Annotated in this window: 18 protein-coding genes; 4 read left to right on the top strand and 14 right to left on the bottom strand. The window is 63.0% G+C overall.

The genetic code is table 11. The features are described from left to right. The first annotated feature begins 243 nt into the window (after positions 1 to 243). Positions 244 to 1,395, top strand: a complete 1,152-nt coding sequence (locus tag ACXYN8_RS02910; protein WP_458887804.1) for an acyltransferase family protein — start codon at positions 244 to 246, stop codon at positions 1,393 to 1,395. 207 nt (positions 1,396 to 1,602) lie between these two features. On the opposite strand, the gene ACXYN8_RS02905 is transcribed toward ACXYN8_RS02910, so the two are convergent. From ACXYN8_RS02905 to ACXYN8_RS02865, 9 genes are all read right to left on the bottom strand, one after another. Beyond that, positions 1,603 to 2,052 carry a GNAT family N-acetyltransferase gene (locus ACXYN8_RS02905; protein WP_458887803.1) on the bottom strand — a complete coding sequence of 150 codons (450 nt, stop codon included), beginning with the start codon at positions 2,050 to 2,052 and terminating at the stop codon, positions 1,603 to 1,605. A 173-nt stretch (positions 2,053 to 2,225) separates the two neighbouring features. Beyond that, entirely contained in the window at positions 2,226 to 2,858 is a 633-nt protein-coding gene (locus ACXYN8_RS02900) for a tyrosine-type recombinase/integrase (RefSeq protein WP_458887802.1), read from the bottom strand. A 282-nt stretch (positions 2,859 to 3,140) separates the two neighbouring features. Then, positions 3,141 to 5,126 carry a heavy metal translocating P-type ATPase gene (locus tag ACXYN8_RS02895; RefSeq protein WP_458887801.1) on the bottom strand — a complete coding sequence of 662 codons (1,986 nt, stop codon included), beginning with the start codon at positions 5,124 to 5,126 and terminating at the stop codon, positions 3,141 to 3,143. Beyond that, positions 5,116 to 8,343, bottom strand: a complete 3,228-nt coding sequence (locus ACXYN8_RS02890) for an efflux RND transporter permease subunit (protein ID WP_458888893.1) — start codon at positions 8,341 to 8,343, stop codon at positions 5,116 to 5,118. The genes ACXYN8_RS02895 and ACXYN8_RS02890 overlap by 11 nt, the downstream gene beginning before the upstream one ends. Before the next feature lie 58 nt (positions 8,344 to 8,401). Then, entirely contained in the window at positions 8,402 to 9,547 is a 1,146-nt protein-coding gene (locus ACXYN8_RS02885) for an efflux RND transporter periplasmic adaptor subunit (RefSeq protein ID WP_458887800.1), read from the bottom strand. 11 nt (positions 9,548 to 9,558) lie between these two features. Further along, on the bottom strand, positions 9,559 to 10,812 hold the full coding sequence (locus ACXYN8_RS02880) for a TolC family protein (RefSeq protein ID WP_226700164.1): 1,254 nt from the start codon (positions 10,810 to 10,812) through the stop codon (positions 9,559 to 9,561). Between the two features lie 64 nt (positions 10,813 to 10,876). Further along, the gene (locus tag ACXYN8_RS02875; RefSeq protein ID WP_222553358.1) at positions 10,877 to 11,215 is read right to left on the bottom strand and encodes a hypothetical protein; all 339 of its coding nucleotides are present in this window, start codon (positions 11,213 to 11,215) and stop codon (positions 10,877 to 10,879) included. Positions 11,216 to 11,298: 83 nt separating this feature from the next. Then, the gene (locus ACXYN8_RS02870) at positions 11,299 to 11,682 is read right to left on the bottom strand and encodes a DUF3703 domain-containing protein (protein ID WP_458887799.1); all 384 of its coding nucleotides are present in this window, start codon (positions 11,680 to 11,682) and stop codon (positions 11,299 to 11,301) included. Then, on the bottom strand, positions 11,675 to 12,295 hold the full coding sequence (locus ACXYN8_RS02865) for a cation transporter (protein ID WP_458887797.1): 621 nt from the start codon (positions 12,293 to 12,295) through the stop codon (positions 11,675 to 11,677). The genes ACXYN8_RS02870 and ACXYN8_RS02865 overlap by 8 nt, the downstream gene beginning before the upstream one ends. Positions 12,296 to 12,362: 67 nt before the next feature. Here ACXYN8_RS02865 and ACXYN8_RS02860 point away from each other — a divergent pair, with 67 nt between their 5' ends. Continuing rightward, entirely contained in the window at positions 12,363 to 12,761 is a 399-nt protein-coding gene (locus ACXYN8_RS02860) for a MerR family transcriptional regulator (protein ID WP_458887796.1), read from the top strand. A 314-nt stretch (positions 12,762 to 13,075) separates the two neighbouring features. On the opposite strand, the gene ACXYN8_RS02855 is transcribed toward ACXYN8_RS02860, so the two are convergent. The 4 genes from ACXYN8_RS02855 to ACXYN8_RS02840 all read right to left on the bottom strand — a co-directional run bounded on the left by ACXYN8_RS02855 (position 13,076) and on the right by ACXYN8_RS02840 (position 17,351). Continuing rightward, entirely contained in the window at positions 13,076 to 14,251 is a 1,176-nt protein-coding gene (locus tag ACXYN8_RS02855) for a tyrosine-type recombinase/integrase (RefSeq protein ID WP_458887795.1), read from the bottom strand. A gap of 155 nt (positions 14,252 to 14,406) precedes the next feature. After that, positions 14,407 to 15,747, bottom strand: coding sequence for a hypothetical protein (locus ACXYN8_RS02850; protein ID WP_458887794.1), 1,341 nt, complete (start codon positions 15,745 to 15,747; stop codon positions 14,407 to 14,409). A gap of 96 nt (positions 15,748 to 15,843) precedes the next feature. After that, a complete protein-coding gene (locus ACXYN8_RS02845; protein WP_458887793.1) occupies positions 15,844 to 16,494 on the bottom strand; it encodes a LuxR C-terminal-related transcriptional regulator in 651 nt (216 codons plus the stop codon). A gap of 248 nt (positions 16,495 to 16,742) precedes the next feature. Further along, positions 16,743 to 17,351: a polysaccharide biosynthesis/export family protein gene (locus ACXYN8_RS02840; protein WP_458887792.1), complete on the bottom strand. Its 609-nt coding sequence runs from the start codon at positions 17,349 to 17,351 to the stop codon at positions 16,743 to 16,745. A 271-nt stretch (positions 17,352 to 17,622) separates the two neighbouring features. On the opposite strand from ACXYN8_RS02840, the gene ACXYN8_RS02835 reads away from it, so the two are divergent. Continuing rightward, positions 17,623 to 18,396 (top strand): sugar transferase, encoded by a 774-nt coding sequence (locus tag ACXYN8_RS02835; RefSeq protein WP_458887791.1) that lies wholly within the window; start codon positions 17,623 to 17,625, stop codon positions 18,394 to 18,396. Between the two features lie 18 nt (positions 18,397 to 18,414). Here the strand turns inward: ACXYN8_RS02835 and ACXYN8_RS02830 are convergent, their stop codons facing one another. Next, positions 18,415 to 18,540 carry a hypothetical protein gene (locus ACXYN8_RS02830; RefSeq protein WP_458887790.1) on the bottom strand — a complete coding sequence of 42 codons (126 nt, stop codon included), beginning with the start codon at positions 18,538 to 18,540 and terminating at the stop codon, positions 18,415 to 18,417. A gap of 127 nt (positions 18,541 to 18,667) precedes the next feature. On the opposite strand from ACXYN8_RS02830, the gene ACXYN8_RS02825 reads away from it, so the two are divergent. Next, entirely contained in the window at positions 18,668 to 20,044 is a 1,377-nt protein-coding gene (locus ACXYN8_RS02825) for an outer membrane beta-barrel protein (RefSeq protein ID WP_458887789.1), read from the top strand.

Below are 20,044 nucleotides of genomic sequence, written 5' to 3'. Positions count from 1 at the left end.
GACAATTGGTGCCTTTGGCGACACGTCCGGAAGCGGACTGGCAGCTTTGCCACGGTTGGAGTGGAAACCGGCCCGTCAGCTAGCGACCCCATTGCCGACATTCGATTGTTCGCTAATTGTTGAAGTCAATGTCCGGCGTCGGGCTCATCGGTGGGAGGCTTGGTTTTGCGATCGCTCGTGCAGGACGTCGGTGCTGTGCAATATCCCCTTCGTGATGCCGAACGTCTCGTAGAATCTGGGCGAATGCTCGAGCTCGACTTGCTACGCGGGTTCGCTGTAGCGGTCATGATCCTTGTCGTCAGCCCGGGAGCTTGGGAATACACATATATTCAAATGCAGCACGCCGATTGGCATGGATGGCATCTCGCGGATTTCGTCTTTCCTGATTTCCTATTCGGTGTCGGCATGGCGCTGGGACTGACATTCGATCGAGCGCAAGAGTCGGACGGCGGGGGACGGCTCGACTGGCGAAAGGTAACGAGACGGGTGGCCCTGCTGATTGCGCTCGGGCTGTTTCTCAACTGCCTATATGTCCTCGCAACCTATCTCGGAAAACCGCCGATAAGGCCGGACGACGGCCTGCGTATTCCCGGCGTTCTCCAGCGTATCGCCATCTGTTATCTTGCTGCCGTTCTTATCCTACATGGACTGCGTGGTCGTCCCCGCGTCGCACCGCTTCTAACGGTGACCGGCAGCATTTTGCTCGCATACTGGGCGTTGATGACATTTGTCCCGGTGCCGGGCTTCGGGGCTGGCCAACTCGATCAGGAAGGCAATCTTGCCGCGTGGATCGATCGGGCCGTGTTCACCCCGAAGCACATGTGGGGTGTCGGCTCGGTCGAATGGGCAGGTCCTGTGGTCTATGATCCAGAAGGTCTCTTGTCGACGTTGCCAGCGTTAGCCAATGTCCTGTTCGGCGTGGTTGCCGTCCGCATCTGGAATGGCAGAAAACCTTGCAGATTCGAGGTGCTGCTGGGCATTGGCGCGGGCCTTCTTCTTGCCGGACATCTGCTCGATCCCGTATTTCCCATAAACAAGAAGATCTGGACCAGCACGTTCGCACTGGTAACCAGCGGCACTTCCTTTCTGGCACTGCTGGCGGCCACCGCGTGGCTGCGCTCCGGACCTGCAAAGCACCTCGCCCGTCCGCTGATCATCCTTGGGCAGAACGCGATCATCGCATTCGTTCTGTCCATCGTGGTGTCAGTCGCGGCATCTATCCCGTTGGACCTCGGTGGTGATCCGCTCACGGCCCAGCAGCTGGGAATGAGGGCGGCGCAAGGCCTCATCCCTGACCCATACCTTGCTTCTCTGCTCTGCGCATTCACTGTGCTGGCGTCGATTTTCCTCGCGGTTTGGCTCCTGCATCGACGTGGCATCATAATACGTTTGTAGAACTTGGCACTGCTTTGAATTGAGGTCCGATTGCCACCCCACTTCAGACTTTCACCGGTCGTTGAGCGGTCGGCGTGAGCTGACAGGCCGGTTGCCGTCATGCTGACCAGAGAGCCGTCCGTCGGGTGACGACCCCATTGCGGACATCTGGAACGACCCTTTGGCAAGGGCGGAAAGCCTGCCAAACCAACTGCGGGAGGGAAAAACTTAAAGCCTTTTGGCGAAACACGCCGCCTCGGGACGTCCGACATATTTGCCGAAATTGGCTATCCGCCGATAGCCAGTCTTCTGGTAAAAGGACACTGCCCTCCGGTTCACTAGTCTCGTTTCCAGCCATATCTCGCGGTAACCATCGGAAATGGCTTTCGCTTCGAGATAGTTCAGGATGGTCACGCCAACCCCTCTACTCCCCGGCACCGCGTACATCCGTTTCAATTCTGCCGTGCCTTTTGAAAGCGGTCGATAGGCCCCGCACCCAGCTGCCTGGCCCTGAACATCATATGCGATAACGAAGCACGTACCGGAGCGTCCCATATCTGCAGGATCGAAAGACGAGGTTCCGCTATCACCTGTGATCGAGGCGAGAGCATCGGAAAGTTGCTTCAGCAACCTCACAGCTTCAGGATTGTCCGGTGAGACTTGGTCAATGCGCATCATGGGTATCTGCTTTCCAAAAACCGGAACCGCTGCACAGCCGACAGGTTCGCAGACATTGGCTGAACAACCTCCCAGAGCAATAGTCCGCTTCCCACCCTATTTCGGCCGATCAGCGCACCTTCGCGGCAATTTGGAAGTGATCGATCAGAGCTGCCGAGCGACCGCTTCTTTGGCTAGATTTCAGTTCGCTCCGCTAGGAGCAAGGCGTCTTCAACGTCGACGCCCAAGTAGCGCACAGTGTTTTCGATTTTCGTGTGGCCGAGCAGTATTTGGATAGCTCGGATGTTGCCGGTTGCGCGGTAGATCATGGCCGCTTTCGTCCGTCGAAGCGAGTGCGTCCCGTATTCTGCTTTGCGCAGTCCGATCGCCGTTACCCATTCATCGACCAGACGCGCATACTGTCGCGTGCTCATGTGGCCGGCGTGGTCAACGCGGCTGGGGAACAGATAGTCGCTCGTAGAGCCGCCCCGGCGCTCCAACCACGCTAGCAATGTCGCTCGCACATCGGCCGTGATCTCGAATTGCACAGGCCGACTAGTCTTCTGCTGGATGACGGTCGCGCGATTGCGAATCTCGGTGCCCGCAACCACATCACCGATCTTGATCTTCACCAGATCGCATCCGCGCAGCTTGCTATCTATGGCAAGATCGAAAAGGGTTTTATCCCTCAATCGTCCTTCACGATCGAGGTGAAAGCGGATCGCCCAAATTTGCTTCTGCGTTAGCGGACGCTTCGTTCCAACATTCTTGCCGGCATTCCAAGCCGGACGGTGCCGCGTAACTCCATCATAGCGTGAGTGTCCCATTGCATTTCTCCTCGGCCTTCATTGGCCGTGAGAGAAACGCACAAGAGGTCGCAACTTTTGGGCCGTTAGCGGACTGGCAGGTGTTGGCAATACAGGCAGCCAAGCAGACTTTGGAGAAAAATTACGCCGTCGTCATGTGAATGCGATTGTGATGGCCACCTTCGCAGGTGCCGGACAATCCCAAAGCGAAGCACGCTCATCTGTCGGTCTTAATGTCGAAACCGAAACCGACATTGACAAAATTCGATTGTTTGCCTGCGGGCCCCAAAAACGGTTCTGCAGTCATCGCTCGTATCGCAGCAAGCGCAACGCGTTGAACACCACCAGCAGGGTCGAGCCTTCGTGCGCGATCACTGCCGGGCCGATGCCGAGGCCGAAGATCGTCGCGGGGACCAGCAGCGCCACCACTCCCAGGCTGACATAGACGTTCTGGCGGATGATCGCGCGTGACTTGCGTGACAGGCCGACGGCAAAGGGCAGATGCCGCAGATCGTCCGCCATCAGGGCGACATCGGCGGTTTCCAGCGCCACGTCAGAACCTGCCGCGCCCATCGCGATGCCCACGGTGGCGCTGGCCATCGCGGGGGCGTCGTTCACGCCGTCGCCGACCATTGCGACCATCCCCTCTTCGCTCAGCGCGGCGATGGTGTCGACCTTGTCCTGCGGCATCAAATCGCCGCGTGCCTCGTCGAGTCCCACTTCGCGGGCGATGGCCTGGGCGACGCCGGTATGATCGCCCGAGATCATCACCATCCGCTCGATTCCCAGCGCGCGCAATTCGGCGAGCGCCTCGCGCGCGCCTTCGCGCGGCGTGTCCATCATGCCGATCACGCCGAGGTCGCGCGCACCATGGCGCACCACCATCGTCGTGCGGCCCTCGGCGCGCAGGCGCTCGATCAGCGCGGAGGCCTGCTCATTTAGCGGAGCAATGCCATCGGCACCGAACATCTCCGCCTTGCCGATCAGCACGGTTTCGCCCTCGAGGCTCGCGCGCACACCGCGTCCGGTCAGGCTTTCGAGCCCACCCGCCGCAGGGATTGCCGCATCGCCGAGCCGTGCACGACCGTCTCGCACCACGGCCTGGGCCAGCGGGTGATCGCTCAGTGCCTCGACCGCGATGGCCACTTGCAGAAGTTCGGCCTCTTCAACGCCGTCCACCGCCACCACGTCGGTGATGCGCGGCTCGCCTTCGGTCAGCGTGCCGGTCTTGTCGAAGGCCATTGCCGTCAGCGTGCCGAGGTCTTCCAGCGCCGCGCCGCCCTTGATCAGCACGCCGCCGCGCGCCGCGCGTCCGATGCCCGAGAGCACCGCGCTGGGCGTAGCGATAGCGAGCGCGCAGGGGCTTGCCGCCACCAGCACCGCCATCGAGCGATAGAAACTGTCGCGGAACGGCTCGTCCACCACCACCCACGCAAACAGCAGCAGCACGGCCAGCGCCAGCACGGCGGGCACGAAGATACGCTCGAACTTGTCGGTCATGCGCTGGGTGGGGGAGCGGCCCGTCTCGGCCGCGGCGACCAGCTCGGCGACCTTGCTAAGCGTGCTTTCGGACGCGATGCGCGTGACTTCGATTTCCACCGCGCCGCTGCCGTTGATCGTCCCGGCGAACACGCGCTCCTCGTTCTTCAAATCCCGCGGCTGCGCCCGGGCCGCCGCGCGATCCGCGACGGGGGCCTTGTCGACCGGAATGCTCTCGCCCGTGACCGGGGCCTGATCGATCGCTGATCGGCCCTTGATCACGAAGCCGTCCGCCGCCAGCCGTTCGTTGGGACGCACGAGCACGACATCGCCGACGACCAGCTCTTCGACCGGCACCTCGGTTGCGGTGCCATCGCGCAGGACGGTGGCGTGATCGGGGGCCAATTCGGCGAGCGCGTCGATCGCCCGTTTGGCCCGGCCCATCGCGTAGCTTTCCAGCGCGTGGCCGAGGCTGAAGAGAAACAGCAGCAGCGCCCCTTCGGCAAATTCGCCCAGGATCGCGGCCCCGGTTGCCGCCACCAGCATCAGGGAATCGATCTTGAATTGCCGCGCCAGCGCGTTCTGCACCGCTTCGCGCAGGGTAAAAAACCCGCCGAAGAAATAGGCCGCGACATAGCCCGCCAGCGGGAGCCAGTCGGACGCCGAGGGAACCAGCTTCTCCACAGCGAAGCCTGCCGCCAGCGTCACGCCGGACAGGATCGCGAAGGCCAGTTCTAGCGGCACGCCAAACAGTTTGGCGTCCCCATGGGCGTGGTTGTGCCCGTCGGTGTGGTTATGATCATCCGCCATGTTGCGGTGCTCCTTCGATAGCAGTTTCTGTTTCGGGAATGTCGTCCCGCCCGCGCAGCACCAGCCGGGCGATGGCGGGCAGCACGAACAGGGTGAGCGCGGTGGCGGTGATGAGCCCGCCGATGACCACGGTGGCGAGCGGGCGTTGCACCTCCGCACCCGTGCCGGTCGCAATCGCCATCGGCACGAAGCCGAGCGAGGCGACCAGCGCGGTCATCAGCACCGGCCTCAGCCGGGCGAGCGCGCCGTCGGCGATCGCCTCCTCCAGCGGCAGGCCATCGGCCAAACGCTGTCGGATCGCCGTCATCATCACGAGCCCGTTGAGCACCGCCACACCCGACAGGGCGATGAAGCCGACCGCCGCCGAAACCGAGAACGGCATCCCCCGTAAGGCAAGGGCAAACACGCCGCCCGCCAGCGCCATCGGAATGGCACTGAACACCGCCAGCGCGGGAACCCAGCCGCCCAGCGCCATGAACAGCAGCAGCAGCACCAGCGCGAAGCACAGCGGCACCACCAGCGAGAGCCGCGCCTGCGCCTCCTGTAGGTTCTGGTACTGACCGCCCCATTCGATGAAGGAGGCCGGGGGCAGGGTGACGCCTTCGGCCACCTTGCCCTGCGCTTCCTCCACGAAAGAGCCCAGATCGCGCTCGCGCACATTGGCGCTGACGATCACTAGCCGCCGCCCCTGCTCACGCCGCACCTCGGCCAGCCCATCCACCACGCGGAAGCTGGCAAGCTGTCGCAAGGGCACGCTCACGCCGTTGTCGAGCAGCACCGGCAAGGCGCCGAGCTGGTCGAAATCGTTGCGCGTGGCATCCGGCAGGCGCACGACCACATCGAACCGGCGATCGCCTTCGAACACCAGTCCCGCAGGCCTGCCGCCCAGCGCGATGGCCACGGACTGCGCGACCTCCTCCACGGTCAGACCATAGCGGGCAATCGTCGGTCGATCGAAGGCGATGTCGAGCGTGGGGAAGCCGGTGACCTGCTGGACCTTGACGTCGGCAGCACCCTCGACGCCGCGAAGCACCCCGGCCACTTCTCCGGCTGACCGGGTCAGCGCCGTGAGGTCGTCTCCGTAGAGCTTGACCGCTACGTCGCCACGAACACCCGCGATCAGCTCGTTGAAGCGCAGTTCGATGGGTTGGCTGAACTCGTAGAGGTTGCCGACCAGACCGCTGAGCGATTCCTCCATCTCGGCGACGAGTTCGTCCTTCGACAGGTCGGGATCGGGCCACTCTTCGCGCGGCTTCAGGATGACGTAGGCATCGGACGCGTTCGGCGGCATCGGATCGCTCGCGACCTCGGCCGTGCCGGTGCGCGAGAAAACCAGTTCTACTTGTGGGAAAGCCTCGAGCTTGTCCTCCACCTGTCTCTGCATGGCGAGCGAGCGTTCGAGCGAGGTCGACGGTATCCGCAGCGACTGAACCGCGATGTCCCGCTCGTCGAGCTGCGGCGTGAACTCGCTGCCGAGAAAGGTAAACATCAAAGCTGCTACGGCAAACATCCCGGCACCCGCCCCGATCACCGGCCATGGGCGTGCGATGGTACGGCGCAGGGCCGGGCCATAGCGTTCCTTCGCGATCCGGACCGGCTTGACGTCCTTCTCGGTCAGCTTGCGATTGAGGAGCACCGCGATCATCGCCGGGACAAAGGTCAGGGACAGCACGAAGGCGGAGGCGAGTGCCAGCATGACCGTGATGGCCATTGGCGAGAACGTCTTGCCCTCGACCCCCGTGAAGGTGAGAAGCGGCGCATAGACCAAGAGGATGATCGCCTGACCGTAGACGGTCGGCCTGATCATCTCTTGCGCAGCCAGCCGTGTCTCCGTCAGTCGTTCGTCGAGGCTGAGCAATCTACCTTCGCGGTGCTGCCTCGCAGCGAGCCGCGCGACGCTGTTCTCAACGATTATGACTGCGCCATCGACGATTAGTCCGAAGTCCAGTGCCCCGAGGCTCATCAGGTTGCCCGAGACACCAAGCCTATTCATTCCCACCGCTGCCATCAGCATGGATATCGGAATGACCAATGCGGCGATGATCGCTGCCCGGATATTGCCGAGCATCAGGAACAGGACGGCGATCACCAGAAGAGCGCCCTCGACGAGGTTCTTTTCGACCGTGGCAATGGTCGCATCGACGAGCGACGAGCGGTTGTAGACGATCTCGGCGACCACTCCGTCAGGGAGCGAGGCGCGGACTTCTTCCAGTCGCTCGGCCGAGGCGGCAGCCACGGTGCGGCTGTTCTCGCCGCTGCGCATCAGGACCGTGCCAACGACCGCTTCCTCGCCATTGAGCGAGGCAGCACCGGTTCTGAGGTCGCCGCCGATGCGAACCGAGGCGACATCTCCGATCCGGATAGGAACGCCCTCGCGGGTCGCGACCACTGCCTGTTCGATGTCCTGTGTGCCCCCAAGCCGCGCATCGACGCGGACGAGCAGAGCCTCTCCTGCACGATCGACGAAGTTTGCGCCTTCGGCGAGGTTGGCGGCCTCCAGTGCCTCGATGAGCGAATTGAACGAGAGGCCATAGCCGGTCAGCCGGGCGGGATCGGGCTGGACGAGGAACTGCTTCTCGTAGCCACCGATCGAGTCCACGCCCGCCACCCCGTCGATGGAGCGCATGAGCGGAGCCACCACCCAGTCCTGCACCGTGCGAAGATAGGCTGCCTTGGCGACTTCGGTACCGAGGCGCTCGCCGGGTTCGGTGATGAAGCTCCCGTCCGCCTGCCAGCCGGTTCGACCACCCTTGGGCGCATCGCGACCTCCCGGATACTCGTATTCGATCGTATACATGAGCACTTCGCCCAGGCCCGTCGAGATCGGCCCCATCGTAGGCTCGGCGCCTTCCGGCAGGGAGGCGCCGATCGGGGCGAGCCGTTCGTTCACCTGGCTGCGTGCGAAGTAGATATCGGTGCCTTCTTCGAAGATCGCCGTGACCTGGCTGAAGCCGTTGCGCGAGATCGAGCGGGTCTTCTCGAGCCCCTCGATCCCGGCAAGCCCGGTCTCGATGGGAAATGTCACCTGCGTCTCCACCTGCGACGGGGAGAGCGCGGGCGCGCTGGTGTTGATCTGCACCTGCGTGTTGGTGATGTCCGGCACCGCATCGATCGGCAGGCGCAAAAGGTTCATGGCGCCGTAGATCGCGGCGAAGACGGTGAGGACGATGACCGCCCAGCGGAACCGCACGGCGATGTCGAGGATGGCCCCGATCAAACCGTGGCGATGGCTGGCCGAACCGGTGTGGTTTCCCACCTCGGGCGTGGGCCGTGTCTCAGTGACCATGTTCGGCGCCCTCCTTCCCGAGTTCGGCCTTGAGCAGGAAGGCGTTGGCGACAGCGATCCGCCATCCCTCCCGGAGGCCGGAGAGAATTGTCACCATGCCCGCAGACCGAGTTCCGACTTGGACCTCGCGGACCTGGAACCCGGTCTTCGTCCGGACAAAGACGACATCGCGCCCCTCGACCACCTGGATGGCGTCTTCCGGCACCGCGATGCGGTCGCGGTCGATCTCACCCGAAGGTCTGATCCGCGCCTGGAGAAACGCGCCCGGCTGAAGGCCAGGAACACCGCGCGACAACGACAGGACCGCAGTGGCACTGCGGCTTTCCGGATCGAGAGAAGGCGTGACCGAACGAACCCGGGCGCCGATTTCGCGGCCATCGCCGACGACCAGCACCGCCTCGTCACCAGGTTGGATGCGTGAGGCTTCAGCCGAAGGCAGTGCCACCTCGATCTGGAGTCCATTGGGATCGACCACGCGGTAGAGTTCTTCGCCGGCATCCACGAAGGCCCCCAGCACAATCGGTGCCGCGGTGATCCTGCCAGCGAGGGGTGAGGTGACTGCCAGCGAACGCCCGTCGCCGCTGACACCGGCTGCTGCTACTGCCGCCTGCGCCCGTTGCAATTCCGAACGCGCTACGCTGAGATTGGCCTGCGCGGCTTCAAGGTCCTGGCGGGCGGTGACGTTTGCTTCAAACAACCGCCGTTCGCGTTCGTAGGCGGCCGACAGCTCGCCCACCCGCGCACGCGCGGCACTGAGCTGCGAGGCGAGAGCCGCAGCGTCCGCGCTTTCGATGCGGGCGACGGTCTCGCCGCGCGACACATAGTCGCCCAGCGTCTTGCCGACGGAGCGGACGACCCCCGAGGCGCGGGCGTCGATACGAGCGGATGCAGTCGGGCTCGCCGCGACAGTCGCCGGAAAAACGAGCTCGACAGCGGCTCCAGACCGGACGGCGGCCAGCTCTATCCCGGCCTCGCCAATTTGCTCTTCGTTAAGCGTGATCACCCCTTCAGGTGTCTCGGTCGCCGATTCCTCCTGTGCATGGTCGTCGACTTCGGAAGTTGGCCAGAATATCAGCGCCATAGCGCCAACCGCGATCACGATACCGACGAGGATCGCCAGTTTTTTGCGTGTCATTGATGTATCCTTCATTGTGCGGCCAGCCCGATCAGTTCGGCTGCGGCCAGGCCCCTCTGCTCGCGGGCGGCGATGAGCGCTTCGCGGATCGTGTCGCGTGCCTCTGCGGCTGCGAGAACTTCGATCAGGGGAAAACGTCCGTTGCGATATCCGATGCGAACGAGGCGCAGCGCCTCCTCCGCCTGCGGGAGCGATGTCTGTGAAAGGGTCTCGACGCGCGCTTCGGCACCAAGATACCTTGCCCGGGCCGTGGCGACCGCCTGCTCGTAATCCGCGAGAGCCACCGCTTCGCGGGCATTCGCTGCCCGCAACCGAGCCTCGGCAGCGGCGATGTTGCCCTGGTTCCGGTCGCGAAAAGGAAGGGGGATTGATACGCCGACAAGGAAAGCATTGTCGCCGCTTTCCCCGAAGCGCCGCACGCCCGCAGAGACCGTCGGATCGGGAATACGCAAACTTCGCTGCCGCTCGATCTCCGCCGCAGCCGCAGTGCTCTCGGCTCGCGCGACCCTATAGGTGAGGCTTTCCTGCGCCTCGGACATCAGCGAAGCAGGCGGAAGTATATCCGGAAATTGCGCCGGAACGAGCGGCGCTTCGCCGCCGGCCCATAGAGTTGCAAGCGCTGTTCGAGCCGACAGGCTCTCCGCCTCGGCCTCGACCAGATGTGCGCGCGCTTCGGCGAGGGCTGCATCCGCTCTCAGCGCGCGCAGAGGCGGCTCGCGGCCGACTTCCACAAGGACGCCAGCTATACGCGCCAGTTCTTCATTGCGCGCGACCACATCCTGCGCAAGTTCGACCCTGGCAGCTGCGGCAACAGCCGTGAGGTATCGCTCGCGCACCAGTTGGCCGAGTTCGACCGTGGTCAGATCGGCCCTGAGGGATGCGAGTCCCGCCTGGGCTTCAGCCGCACTGACACGGGCGGAGCGTTTGCCGCCTAGTTCGAGACGCTGTCCTACAGAGAGTGTATACTCGGTCGCCTGAAGGCCGGAAAAAGCCCCGCTGCCAGCGAGGTTCTCGACCTCGAAGGACACTTCGGGATTAGGCCGGAGGCGAGCCTGATCGACAAGCGCCGCTGCCGCCTCGGATTCCGCGCGGGGACCCACGAGGCGAGGGTTGGTGGTGGCGGTATCGGCCTCAGCGGCGACCCCGCTGAGTTCGAGGGCGTCGTCGAGCGTGACGACACGCGGGTCCTGCGCGCTGGCAGGTCCCGTGGACAGGGCGAGTATCAGCCCCCAGACGGGGGCTGCTCGCCACGATATGGCGAACATTGATGGGTATTCCTCTGGTGACGTTCAGTCAGCGTCGGAAAACAGGTCCGACGCGCGGCGAACGTCAGCCGCGAGGAGGGGGCGTTGCCAGTTCGGTCAGATTGGACGCAAAAGAGGGCTGGTCGCCAGCGCGCAGGGCACTCATCACCGAGCCCAAGGTGACGGCGTCAGACGACCGTCCGACGGCCTGCGAAGCATGATGACAATGGCCATGCGCACATGCGCCGTGCTTCTCCGGGCCACGGTCATCATCGCCGGGCTCGTCGTGCTGCTCGAGTTGGGATGCTACCGGAGGCTCTCCCGCGCATTCGGCCGCTTCCGCCACCGGAGCCCACAGGACACCGAATGCGGTGCACAGCGTGATGAGCTGTAGCAAAAGGGAGCGGGCGAAGAGCCGGGTCATCGCGCGTCCGGTAGCAGCGGAGGCTCGGCTGCGAAAGAACTATCTCGCGAGACGGAATGTGATTTCATAACAAAACCATCGATCTACTTCGAGCCACGAACATCTTGAACTGGCGATTGACCAAGCACACGACTGATCTCCGGTTCTATTTCCAACCGAGCGAATGCGCTTACATTCGAACGACCACTGTTTCCTATTGGAAGTCTCCTGGTGATGTTGCCTATGGGGGCAAGGGAAAGTCGGAATATCTGACCTAGAAGTTCGCGCCAATCACGCGTTCTCCACGCAAGCTCCAGCATACGCCAATGCGAGACGCAGTGCGGTCCCAAGCGGTCCTGAGCAACTACGTGGGCCCGTTCGAGATGGTGCCAGGCTTCCTCGAAATTCTGCTCGTCCGTAGCCTTCGCTGCGCGTCGGTATTCTTCTGCGAGAAATGCATCCCTGCTGGGAATGGTATTGCTATCCATGGGACAGCTCCTGGCGTGCCTGGCCGAACACCTCCGCACTGCCCCACAGGGCTAGTCCGGCCATGATCGAGGCGACGAGCAGGTCGGGCCACGCGTCGCCCGTTCCGAACACGCCGAGGGCGGCGCCGAGAACCGCAATATTACCGATCGCGTCGTTGCGGGAGCAAATCCATACCGATCGCATGTTCGCATCGCCTTTTCGGAAACGGAAGAGCATGAGCGCGACGATCACATTAGTCGTCAGAGCCAGCGTGCCGACCACTCCCATTGTAGCCGGCTCCGGATTGGCACCCTCCATCAATCCATAGATCGCATAGCCGATCACCCAGATGCCAAAGGCGAGCATGGACGTAGCCTTTACCAAGGCAGCTCTGGCCCGCCATGCGAGCGCCATCCCGGCGACGCCAAGACTGATCGCATAGTTTGCGGCATCGCCGAAGAAATCGAGCGCATCGGCCTGGAGCGAACGGGAATCAGCAGCGACACCAGCCACCATTTCCACCACGAACATGGCTGCATTGACGGTAAGCGCGATCCACAGGACGCGGCGCCAGCGAGGATCGTTGTGCGCGGCGGCATCAGGCTCCGGTGTCTGGCAGCAGGACTTCGCCATGCCACTCTCCTTGCAACGTTCGAGTCGCAAGAACATATGCACCTTGTAGCAACTACAAGGTCAAGCGATGCGTATCGGAGAACTTGCAAAAGCCACCGGCACAAAGGCGGAGACGATCCGCTATTATGAACGAGAAGGCATCTTGCCTGCTGCGGATCGCACGGACAGCAATTACCGCGACTATTCGGACAATCACTTGGCAGCGCTCACATTCGTTCGCCGCGCGCGCCAGCTCGGCTTCAGCATGGCGCAGGTGCGAGAACTTCTCGCGCTCTCCAACCATGAGAACAACCCGTGTCAGGATGTTGATCGACTGGTTCAGCTGCAGCTGACCGAGGTTGAGCGCAAGATCGCCGATCTAATGGCGCTACGAGACGAGCTGGGACAGATGTTACGGTCCTGCCAGGCGGATAAGATCGGTGAGTGCCAAATCATCGGCAGCCTAGGGCGCCAAAGCGTCATGTGAGACCTTGATGACCGTCTGCTTATGGGTGACCCAGCGAAGCAATGGAATGGCCGACATTAGGGCGCGAAGCTGCCGTTGCGTCCAACGCAATCGTGGGCGAGGCCATTTTGAAAAAATTGGACAAGCCTGCCCCCCGTTGTGGACTTCCATATACATGCACTGGGCACCCACACACAGCCCGAGCACAAAGTTTCTGCAATTCTGCAAAAATCCGCGGAAGTCTGCGGTTGCGGTTGAGAGCTATTCCGGGTTCGAATCCTCTCTCCCAGACCAGTTTACTGATGCTGCCTAAAATCTCATCGGCTGACCTCATTCTAGAGCATTAAGGTCGCCAGCGCGTCTTCGGCATCGTCGCGCACAAGATGGCCATAGTGCTTCTCGATCATCGCGACACTTGTCCCGGACAATTGGGCAACTGTCAGGATCGGCAAGCGCACGCGTACAAGGTCCGTGATAACGCTATGGCGTAATGTGTAAGCGGACACGGCATCTGGTAAGCTGGCTTCCCGTACAGCATCCTTGATTGGGTGTTTCCAAGTATCCTTGTTCCAAACGTCCCCCGAGTGCCGAGCAAAGACCGGCGCGGTTGGCAATTTACCCTTCGCCTGAGCGGCAAGGAAATCGGCGATCATTTGTGGTAACGAAATTTGCCGCGGGCTGCCGTTCTTGTCCTTGCCTATTGTTAGTGTCCGGGTGCGCTTGTCAAAATCACGCGCGACAAGGCCTGCAAGCGAGCCGGGACGCAATGGCAGGAGACATAGCGCCCTTAGAAACGGCCGCACTTCCGCGCAGGCGGTATCGATCAGTCTCTTGCGCTCAGTCTTGTCCAAATAAAGTTCTCGGCGCTTGTCGGCACCCTTGAAGGGCTTGAGCGCCTCCTGCCATGCTGCATCGGTATTGGGGGCACCGGGCGTGAGGACGCGACCCAGCGCCGCGCGCAATGGCACCATGTCGCGGTTCACTGTCGACTTGGCTCGTTCCTTACAGCGCTTCTCTCCTTCCTTGGTCCGGGACAACAGGGCGGGTGCCTTTTCCAGCCGCTTGCGCCAGCTGCGCAAGTGGTGCCGCCGAAGCTTGTCGAGCTTCACCTTGGCGATGGGATCATCGTAGACATGTCTCCGGAACACACCTTCAGCGATGGAATTGGGCTTGTCCTCCAGATAGGCGAGACAGGCATCCTTCACCGTCACCATATCGCGGGCGCGTTCGCCGCCGGACTCTACAGTTGCCGCCCACGCCTCAGCGTCGGTCTTGGCCTGCTTGAACACGTCATGACCGGTAAGCGTGCCGTAATCGCCGAGCCGCTTGCGCTTGTTGCGATTGGTGTCAGCGTCGTAGAATCTGGCGAACCACGTGCCGCCGTCGGCCTTCTTCGATGGCCGATAGCCGAGATAGACCCCTTGGCGCAGACGATGCCAGTGCGGCTCGTCACCTGATTTCGGCTTCAATCTTTCACGATCCCCGATGCGGCTCAAGTCTGGCATCAGCATGCGCTATCCTAAAATCCATGAAAAAAACATGAAAAACTTGAGTGGACAGCGGCGAACACCGACGGGCATCAAACATTGGTTTTATTAGGTTTTATGATTCTCAGAAACCACAGATTTGCGTTATTCCCATCCTTCACACGGGTGGGGTCGCAAGTTCAATCCTTGCCGCGCCCACCATTTCCCCGGCCATTGTTCGTTGAAATGATCTCGTAGCGCCGCGCAAGCTCCTGCTCGCGGCTCAGCTTTTCGATCAGGGCGGGGTTTTCGCAGACCTCGCCTACCATGATGACCTTTCCGCTTCGGTCCTGCCGAACGAGGACGAGGCCGAATTCGCCGCTGCCGAGATGCGCTTCGGTCAGGGGGCGTGTCGGAAGGTCCCGCAATTTCCGCACGGTCGCGGCGGCGAGCTTGCGTTGGCCGGGCTCGCGCTTTCCGGCGCGGCGCAGGGCACGTGCTTCGGCGACGATGCCCTTGATACCGCCTTCTGCCGTTTCGATGAAGGCGCTCAGCCCGCCCTCCTCTACCCCGCAATGCGCCGCGTGTGCGAGCACGGTGGCGTATTCGGTCACCCGCGTGCGGTCGAAAGCGCTGCCGAACACCAGTTTCACGACCGGCGTCATCGGCGCACGTGCCTGAAACGTTATGCCGGCTTCCTGCGCGATGGCGGTCAGGCGGTCGGGATCGCCCAGCGCCAACAAAGCGAAGTCATACGCCTTGGCGATGGCGGCATAGAGCGCCTTGCGCGAGCGCTTGTCATAGGCGAGCGCGTGGTCTGCCAGCGCACGCGCGCGCTCCAGCGCGTCGTTCAGACTGCCGGCAGGCGGCACCGCGCGGGCTTCCGCCGCTGCAGCCATTTGCCCAAGTTCCAGATCGAGGATTGCGACCGGATCGTGTGCGAGATGCTCCGCCGTCAGGTCGAAGACGCTGGTGTCCGGGGCTGCCCGGTCCTCACCGTCGAGCACGGCGAAGATGTGGACGTTGCTGCCGAGCCGATCGCAGAAGGGCAGCAGGATGCCGCGGAAGACCAGTTCGCCTTCCGGCCCGCTGGCAGTAATCTTTTGGAGTTCGAGCGGTTGGGAATCGCTCCGAACCTGCTCGCACTGCCGGGCCAGTTCGCCCAGCACAGAAGCGCCGTCGAAGTCGGAAAGATCGTGAACGGTGCCGCGATCCTCAATGCCCGCCATCTCTGCGACGTAATGGCCCAGGTAGACGATGCGCGAGTGAAGCTGGCCGTCGGAGAAGGACAGCAGCACGCTATGGGCGCGATAGAGGGGCAGCAATTCGGCCTTCAGCGTCTCCAGCCGTGGAAGGCCGCCATGGCGCGGCAAACGGGCCCAGATCGCCTTTGCATTCTCCACGAAGAGGTCGTGATCGAAGCCGTCATAAACCTGCGGCAATCCCCCGCGTCGCGGCGCGCTGCCGGGGGTCATGGCAACCTTCAGCAAAGGCTCTGAAAAGGGGTCGCGCAGATGCGCCTGAGAGATGTTCGTCGTCATGCCCACCCGTCGTCGAAATCGTCAGACAACCCATCAATTCGCCGTCCGGGCGCTGTCTCAAAAGGGGTAGCTTGGGGTGCCCCCGCGCGGCCGCAGTCAGGCGTGCGCCGCTACCTCTTCATTGCCCGAAAGATGATGCGCGCTGGCCCAGATCGCTGCCTGGGTCCGGTTGCGCACGTTCAGTTTCCTGAGGATCGCCTTCACGTGAACCTTCACAGTCGCTTCGCAGACGTCGAGTTCGCGCGCGATCAGCTTGTTGGGATAGCCGGCCATCAGGCAACAAAGCACCTCCAGTTCGCGCGGAGAGAGATTGGCGTTGGCGATCTCTGTCTCGACCTGCTGCGGTCGGCCCTGCGCGGGCGAATTCCAGTCGAGCATCTCCAGCATCTGCGAAGGGAAGACCTTCTCGCCCAGCGCCACCAGCCGCAATGCCGTGACGAGCGGCTTGGAGCTCGTACTCCGCACGATCACGCCCCGCGCGCCGGCGTGGAAACAATCGAGCGTCGCCGCGAGATCGAATTCGTCGGTCACGATGACGACGTCCACATTATCGTGCGCGCTCAGGATCGCCTCCGTCGAACGCACCAGTTCCTGCGGTGAAAAGTGATCGATGACGATGAGCACGCGGCTCTCATCTTCGGAGATATTCAGCGAAACTGCCTTGTCCGCAGCGCCGACGACATCAAAGCCCGCGCCAACCAAAATCGCGGTAAGACCTTCACGAATAAGGTCGTTCGGGCTCGCCAAGCAAACCATGTCCGTCATTTTTCATGCCCCAAAATCGCGAAACAAAAACCGCCTGTTCTGTTCTACCCTCGCCGGACATTGCGTGCGTGCGAGGGAATCGCGACTCGGTGACGATGTGGTTAATACAGTATTATAAGCGGGGAAAACATCGCAAGGGGCGTTTCCATTGCGTCGCAGATTGGTGCTAAATAATCTTTGCTGGCCCTACACCTAAGGGATAGCCGCCCAATACTCCCAAGGTATAGCTTTCAGAAAAAGGCCTCGCGCACGGTGATAGTATCGCCCGGCGCGATCAGCAGCTGCGCATCGCCCAGCTTCACCCGCACCCGCTGCCCTGTGCGCTGGCGTTCCAGCAGGATGATCTTCTTGTTCGCGCGGGGCGTGAAGCCGCCCGCCTTGGCCACCGCCTGGCTTAGCGTCAGATCGCCCGAGTAGGCGTATTCGCCCGGTTCGTTCACCTCGCCCAGGATATAGAACGGGCGATGCTCGATCACCTCCACCGAAACGCGCGGCACCAGCACGTATCCGCCTGCCTGAAGGCGCTGCGCGATGGCTTCAGCGAGCGAGCTCGTGACGTGACCGTCCGCCCGGATGGATTCGAGCAGCGGCAACGACAGGTCGCCGTCGGTGCTGATCTGGTAATCGCCGCTGAGGCTGGGTTCGTCGAACACGGTGACCCGCAGCTTGTCGCCGGAAGCGACGCGGTATCCGGCGACCAGCTGGCCGTTGAGAGCCTGCGGCTCCAGCGTGGGCTCGCGGCTCCCCGCGGCGGCGGCGCTGCTGCCGACTGCAAGGGCGAGTGCCGCAACCACCCCCACAAGACGTCCGGTATGGTGCCAGAATTGTCCGCGCATCATGCCACTCCCACTCCTTGCATCCACCACGGCAAGCGGCCGCGGGCGAGTTGACGGGGCAAGGAATAGCGTAACCGGCGCAGGGCTGGATATTATCACCTTGCGTAACCAGGGCGCGGAATCGCCGGGGCCGATAGCTCTTCTGAATAGGTCGCACTTACGCCCAATGCCCGGTTGAGCCGCGAGCGTTTTCCGCGATGATTCACACCGTAAGGGGTCACTGTCGGCGCGTGCCGGAAGGGGCTGCGATACCAGATCGGATGGATCGACCAGCGTGGAAATATTGAAGGAAGACGACAGGGGATTTGTCGAGCGCGAAACGGAGCCCGGTGCCGCTCCGCTGATGTTCGTCACCCCTTGCGGCCGACATTCCAGTCAGGCCGAACTCGCGCTGATCCGGGCCGAGGCGGAGGTAGCTCCACCACCGGTCCGCACTGCCGCCGCCACCCGCAAGCGCGCAATTCACGCCATCATTGCCCTGCTGCTGCTTGTCTTCCTGGCGCCGGTCCTACTGATCGTCGCGGCGCTGGTTGCGCTGACCGATCCCGGCCCGGTGTTCTATCGCCAGAAGCGTGTTGGGAAGGACGGCAAGCCGTTCGATTGCCTGAAATTCCGCACGATGCGGGTGGATGCGGAGGCGCGGCTGGTGGAACTCCTCGCACAGGATCCCGTCCTGCGCGCGGAATGGGAAGCGACCCGCAAACTCGAAGACGATCCGCGCATCACGCCGATCGGCCACTTCCTCCGCCTAAGCAGCCTCGACGAACTGCCGCAGCTCGTCAACGTGGTGGCCGGCGACATCAACCTGGTGGGCCCGCGCCCGATCATCGCGTCGGAGCTGCCGTGCTACGGGCGTTATCTGCGGCACTATCTCAGCGTGAGGCCGGGGCTGACCGGAATGTGGCAGATTTCGGGGCGGAGCAGCACGACGTACCGGCGCCGCGTGGCGGCCGACGTGCTGTATGTCCGCCGCCGTTCGCTTGCGCTGGATTGCTATATCGTCGTCGCGACCGTGCCGGCAGTGCTGTTCGCGAAGGGGGCGGTATGATGCCGCGCGCGCCCTGCGTCAGGCGGCCAGCCAGTAGGCGAGCGCGGCCCAACACGCGATGGCCAGCGGAGCGGCGACCAGCAGGCCGAGCGCAAATCCGCGGCGCGTGCGTGGAGTATCGGGACACTCCGGGCGTTTGGTCATATCGTACACTCTGGCGCTACCCGCTTTTTCTCTATGTTAGCCGGACTATCTAGCCGTGAGCTTCGCGCGGTGCACATCTCATGCGGCAGGACGCAGCAAAAACGCGGGAAGCCGCGCGGCGGTTCCCGTGTCGAAACGCTCCTTCGGACCGCTGCGGGCGGCCTCCGGCATTGTGCGCGATGGCCCCGTGGTACTCGCCGCGCTCGCACAGGAAGGCAGGACGGAGCGTATCCGTGCGCCCGCGATCCGACTTTCGGGGAGCCTGCATATATCCTCGCGCCACGACTCGCTGACGCTCGTCATCGGATTTGCCCTTGCCGCCTTGCTCGCCAGACCAGCTGCCGCGCAGGCCATCGAGCGTCCGGGAACGCCGACCGAGCTGTTCGAGCCGGAGCAGGGAAACGGCGCGCGGCTGGCCCCTTACCTCGTCCTCTATCCCACGATCACGATTGACGCGGTCTACGACACCAACGTCTACAATACCGACACGGACGAACGCTCCGACGGTATCCTGCGAGCGCGCCCGGAAGCCCTGCTCGCCTCCGACTTCGCGCGCCATTCGGTGGAACTCCGGGCGGGCGCGGAACTGCGCAAATACGCCGACAACACGGACGAGGATGCGGAGACCTTCCACCTCGACAGCACGGTCCGGCTCGACCTTGGCGAGCAGATCGACGTGACGGCGCAGGCCGGATACGCGAGCCTTACCGAACAGCGCGGCTCGGCGGGCGACCAGTTCTTCAGCGACGAACCGATTGCGTTCGACCGCAAATACGTCGCCCTCGCGGTCTCGCGCTTCCGCGCACAGCTCGGCCTCGCGCTCGACGGAAGGGTCACGACCCTCAACTACGACGATGCCACGCTGGGCGGCGCGCCCGTGTTCCTCGGCGACCGCGACGTGACGGTGCGCCAGCTAAACTTTCGCACCAGCTATCGCCTGCAGGAAGGGCTCAACCTGTTCGGGCAGGTCGGCGGCAACGAGGTCGACTATCGCACCACCGCCTCCAGTACGCGCGATTCCAGCGGCTGGTCGGCGCTCGCCGGCGTGCAGTTGCAGCCGAGCGCGGCGCTGAATTTCGAAGTGGGCGCAGGCTATCTTAAGCAGACTTTCGACAATCCGCAGTTCGATGCCGTCAAGGCGATCAACTATCGCCTGTCTGCCGACTGGCTGCCGCGCCGGACGTGGAAATTGCGCGCGGAAGTGTCGCGCAACGTCGATCCCAGCCCGCGCAACGACACGCCAGCCATCGTCCGCAGCGAATTCCGCCTTGGCGTGCAACACTCGCTCGGAGACCGCACGCTGATCGAGGCGAGCGCATCATCGACGCAGGACAATTATCGCGAGATCGACCGGACAGACCGATATTACCGCGTCGGACTGTCTGGCCGGCACAGGCTCAACAGCAGCACCGGCATCACCGCAGACATCGGTTACCGCACCCAGAACGGAGGGCGCGATTACAGCGGCTTCCACGCCGGTGCGGGCGTGCGGTTCGTGTTCTGA

The organism is Altererythrobacter sp. CAU 1778, assembly GCF_054482795.1.
Note: the sequence above shows the minus strand (reverse complement) of the source record. Positions and strands in the feature narration are given on the sequence as shown.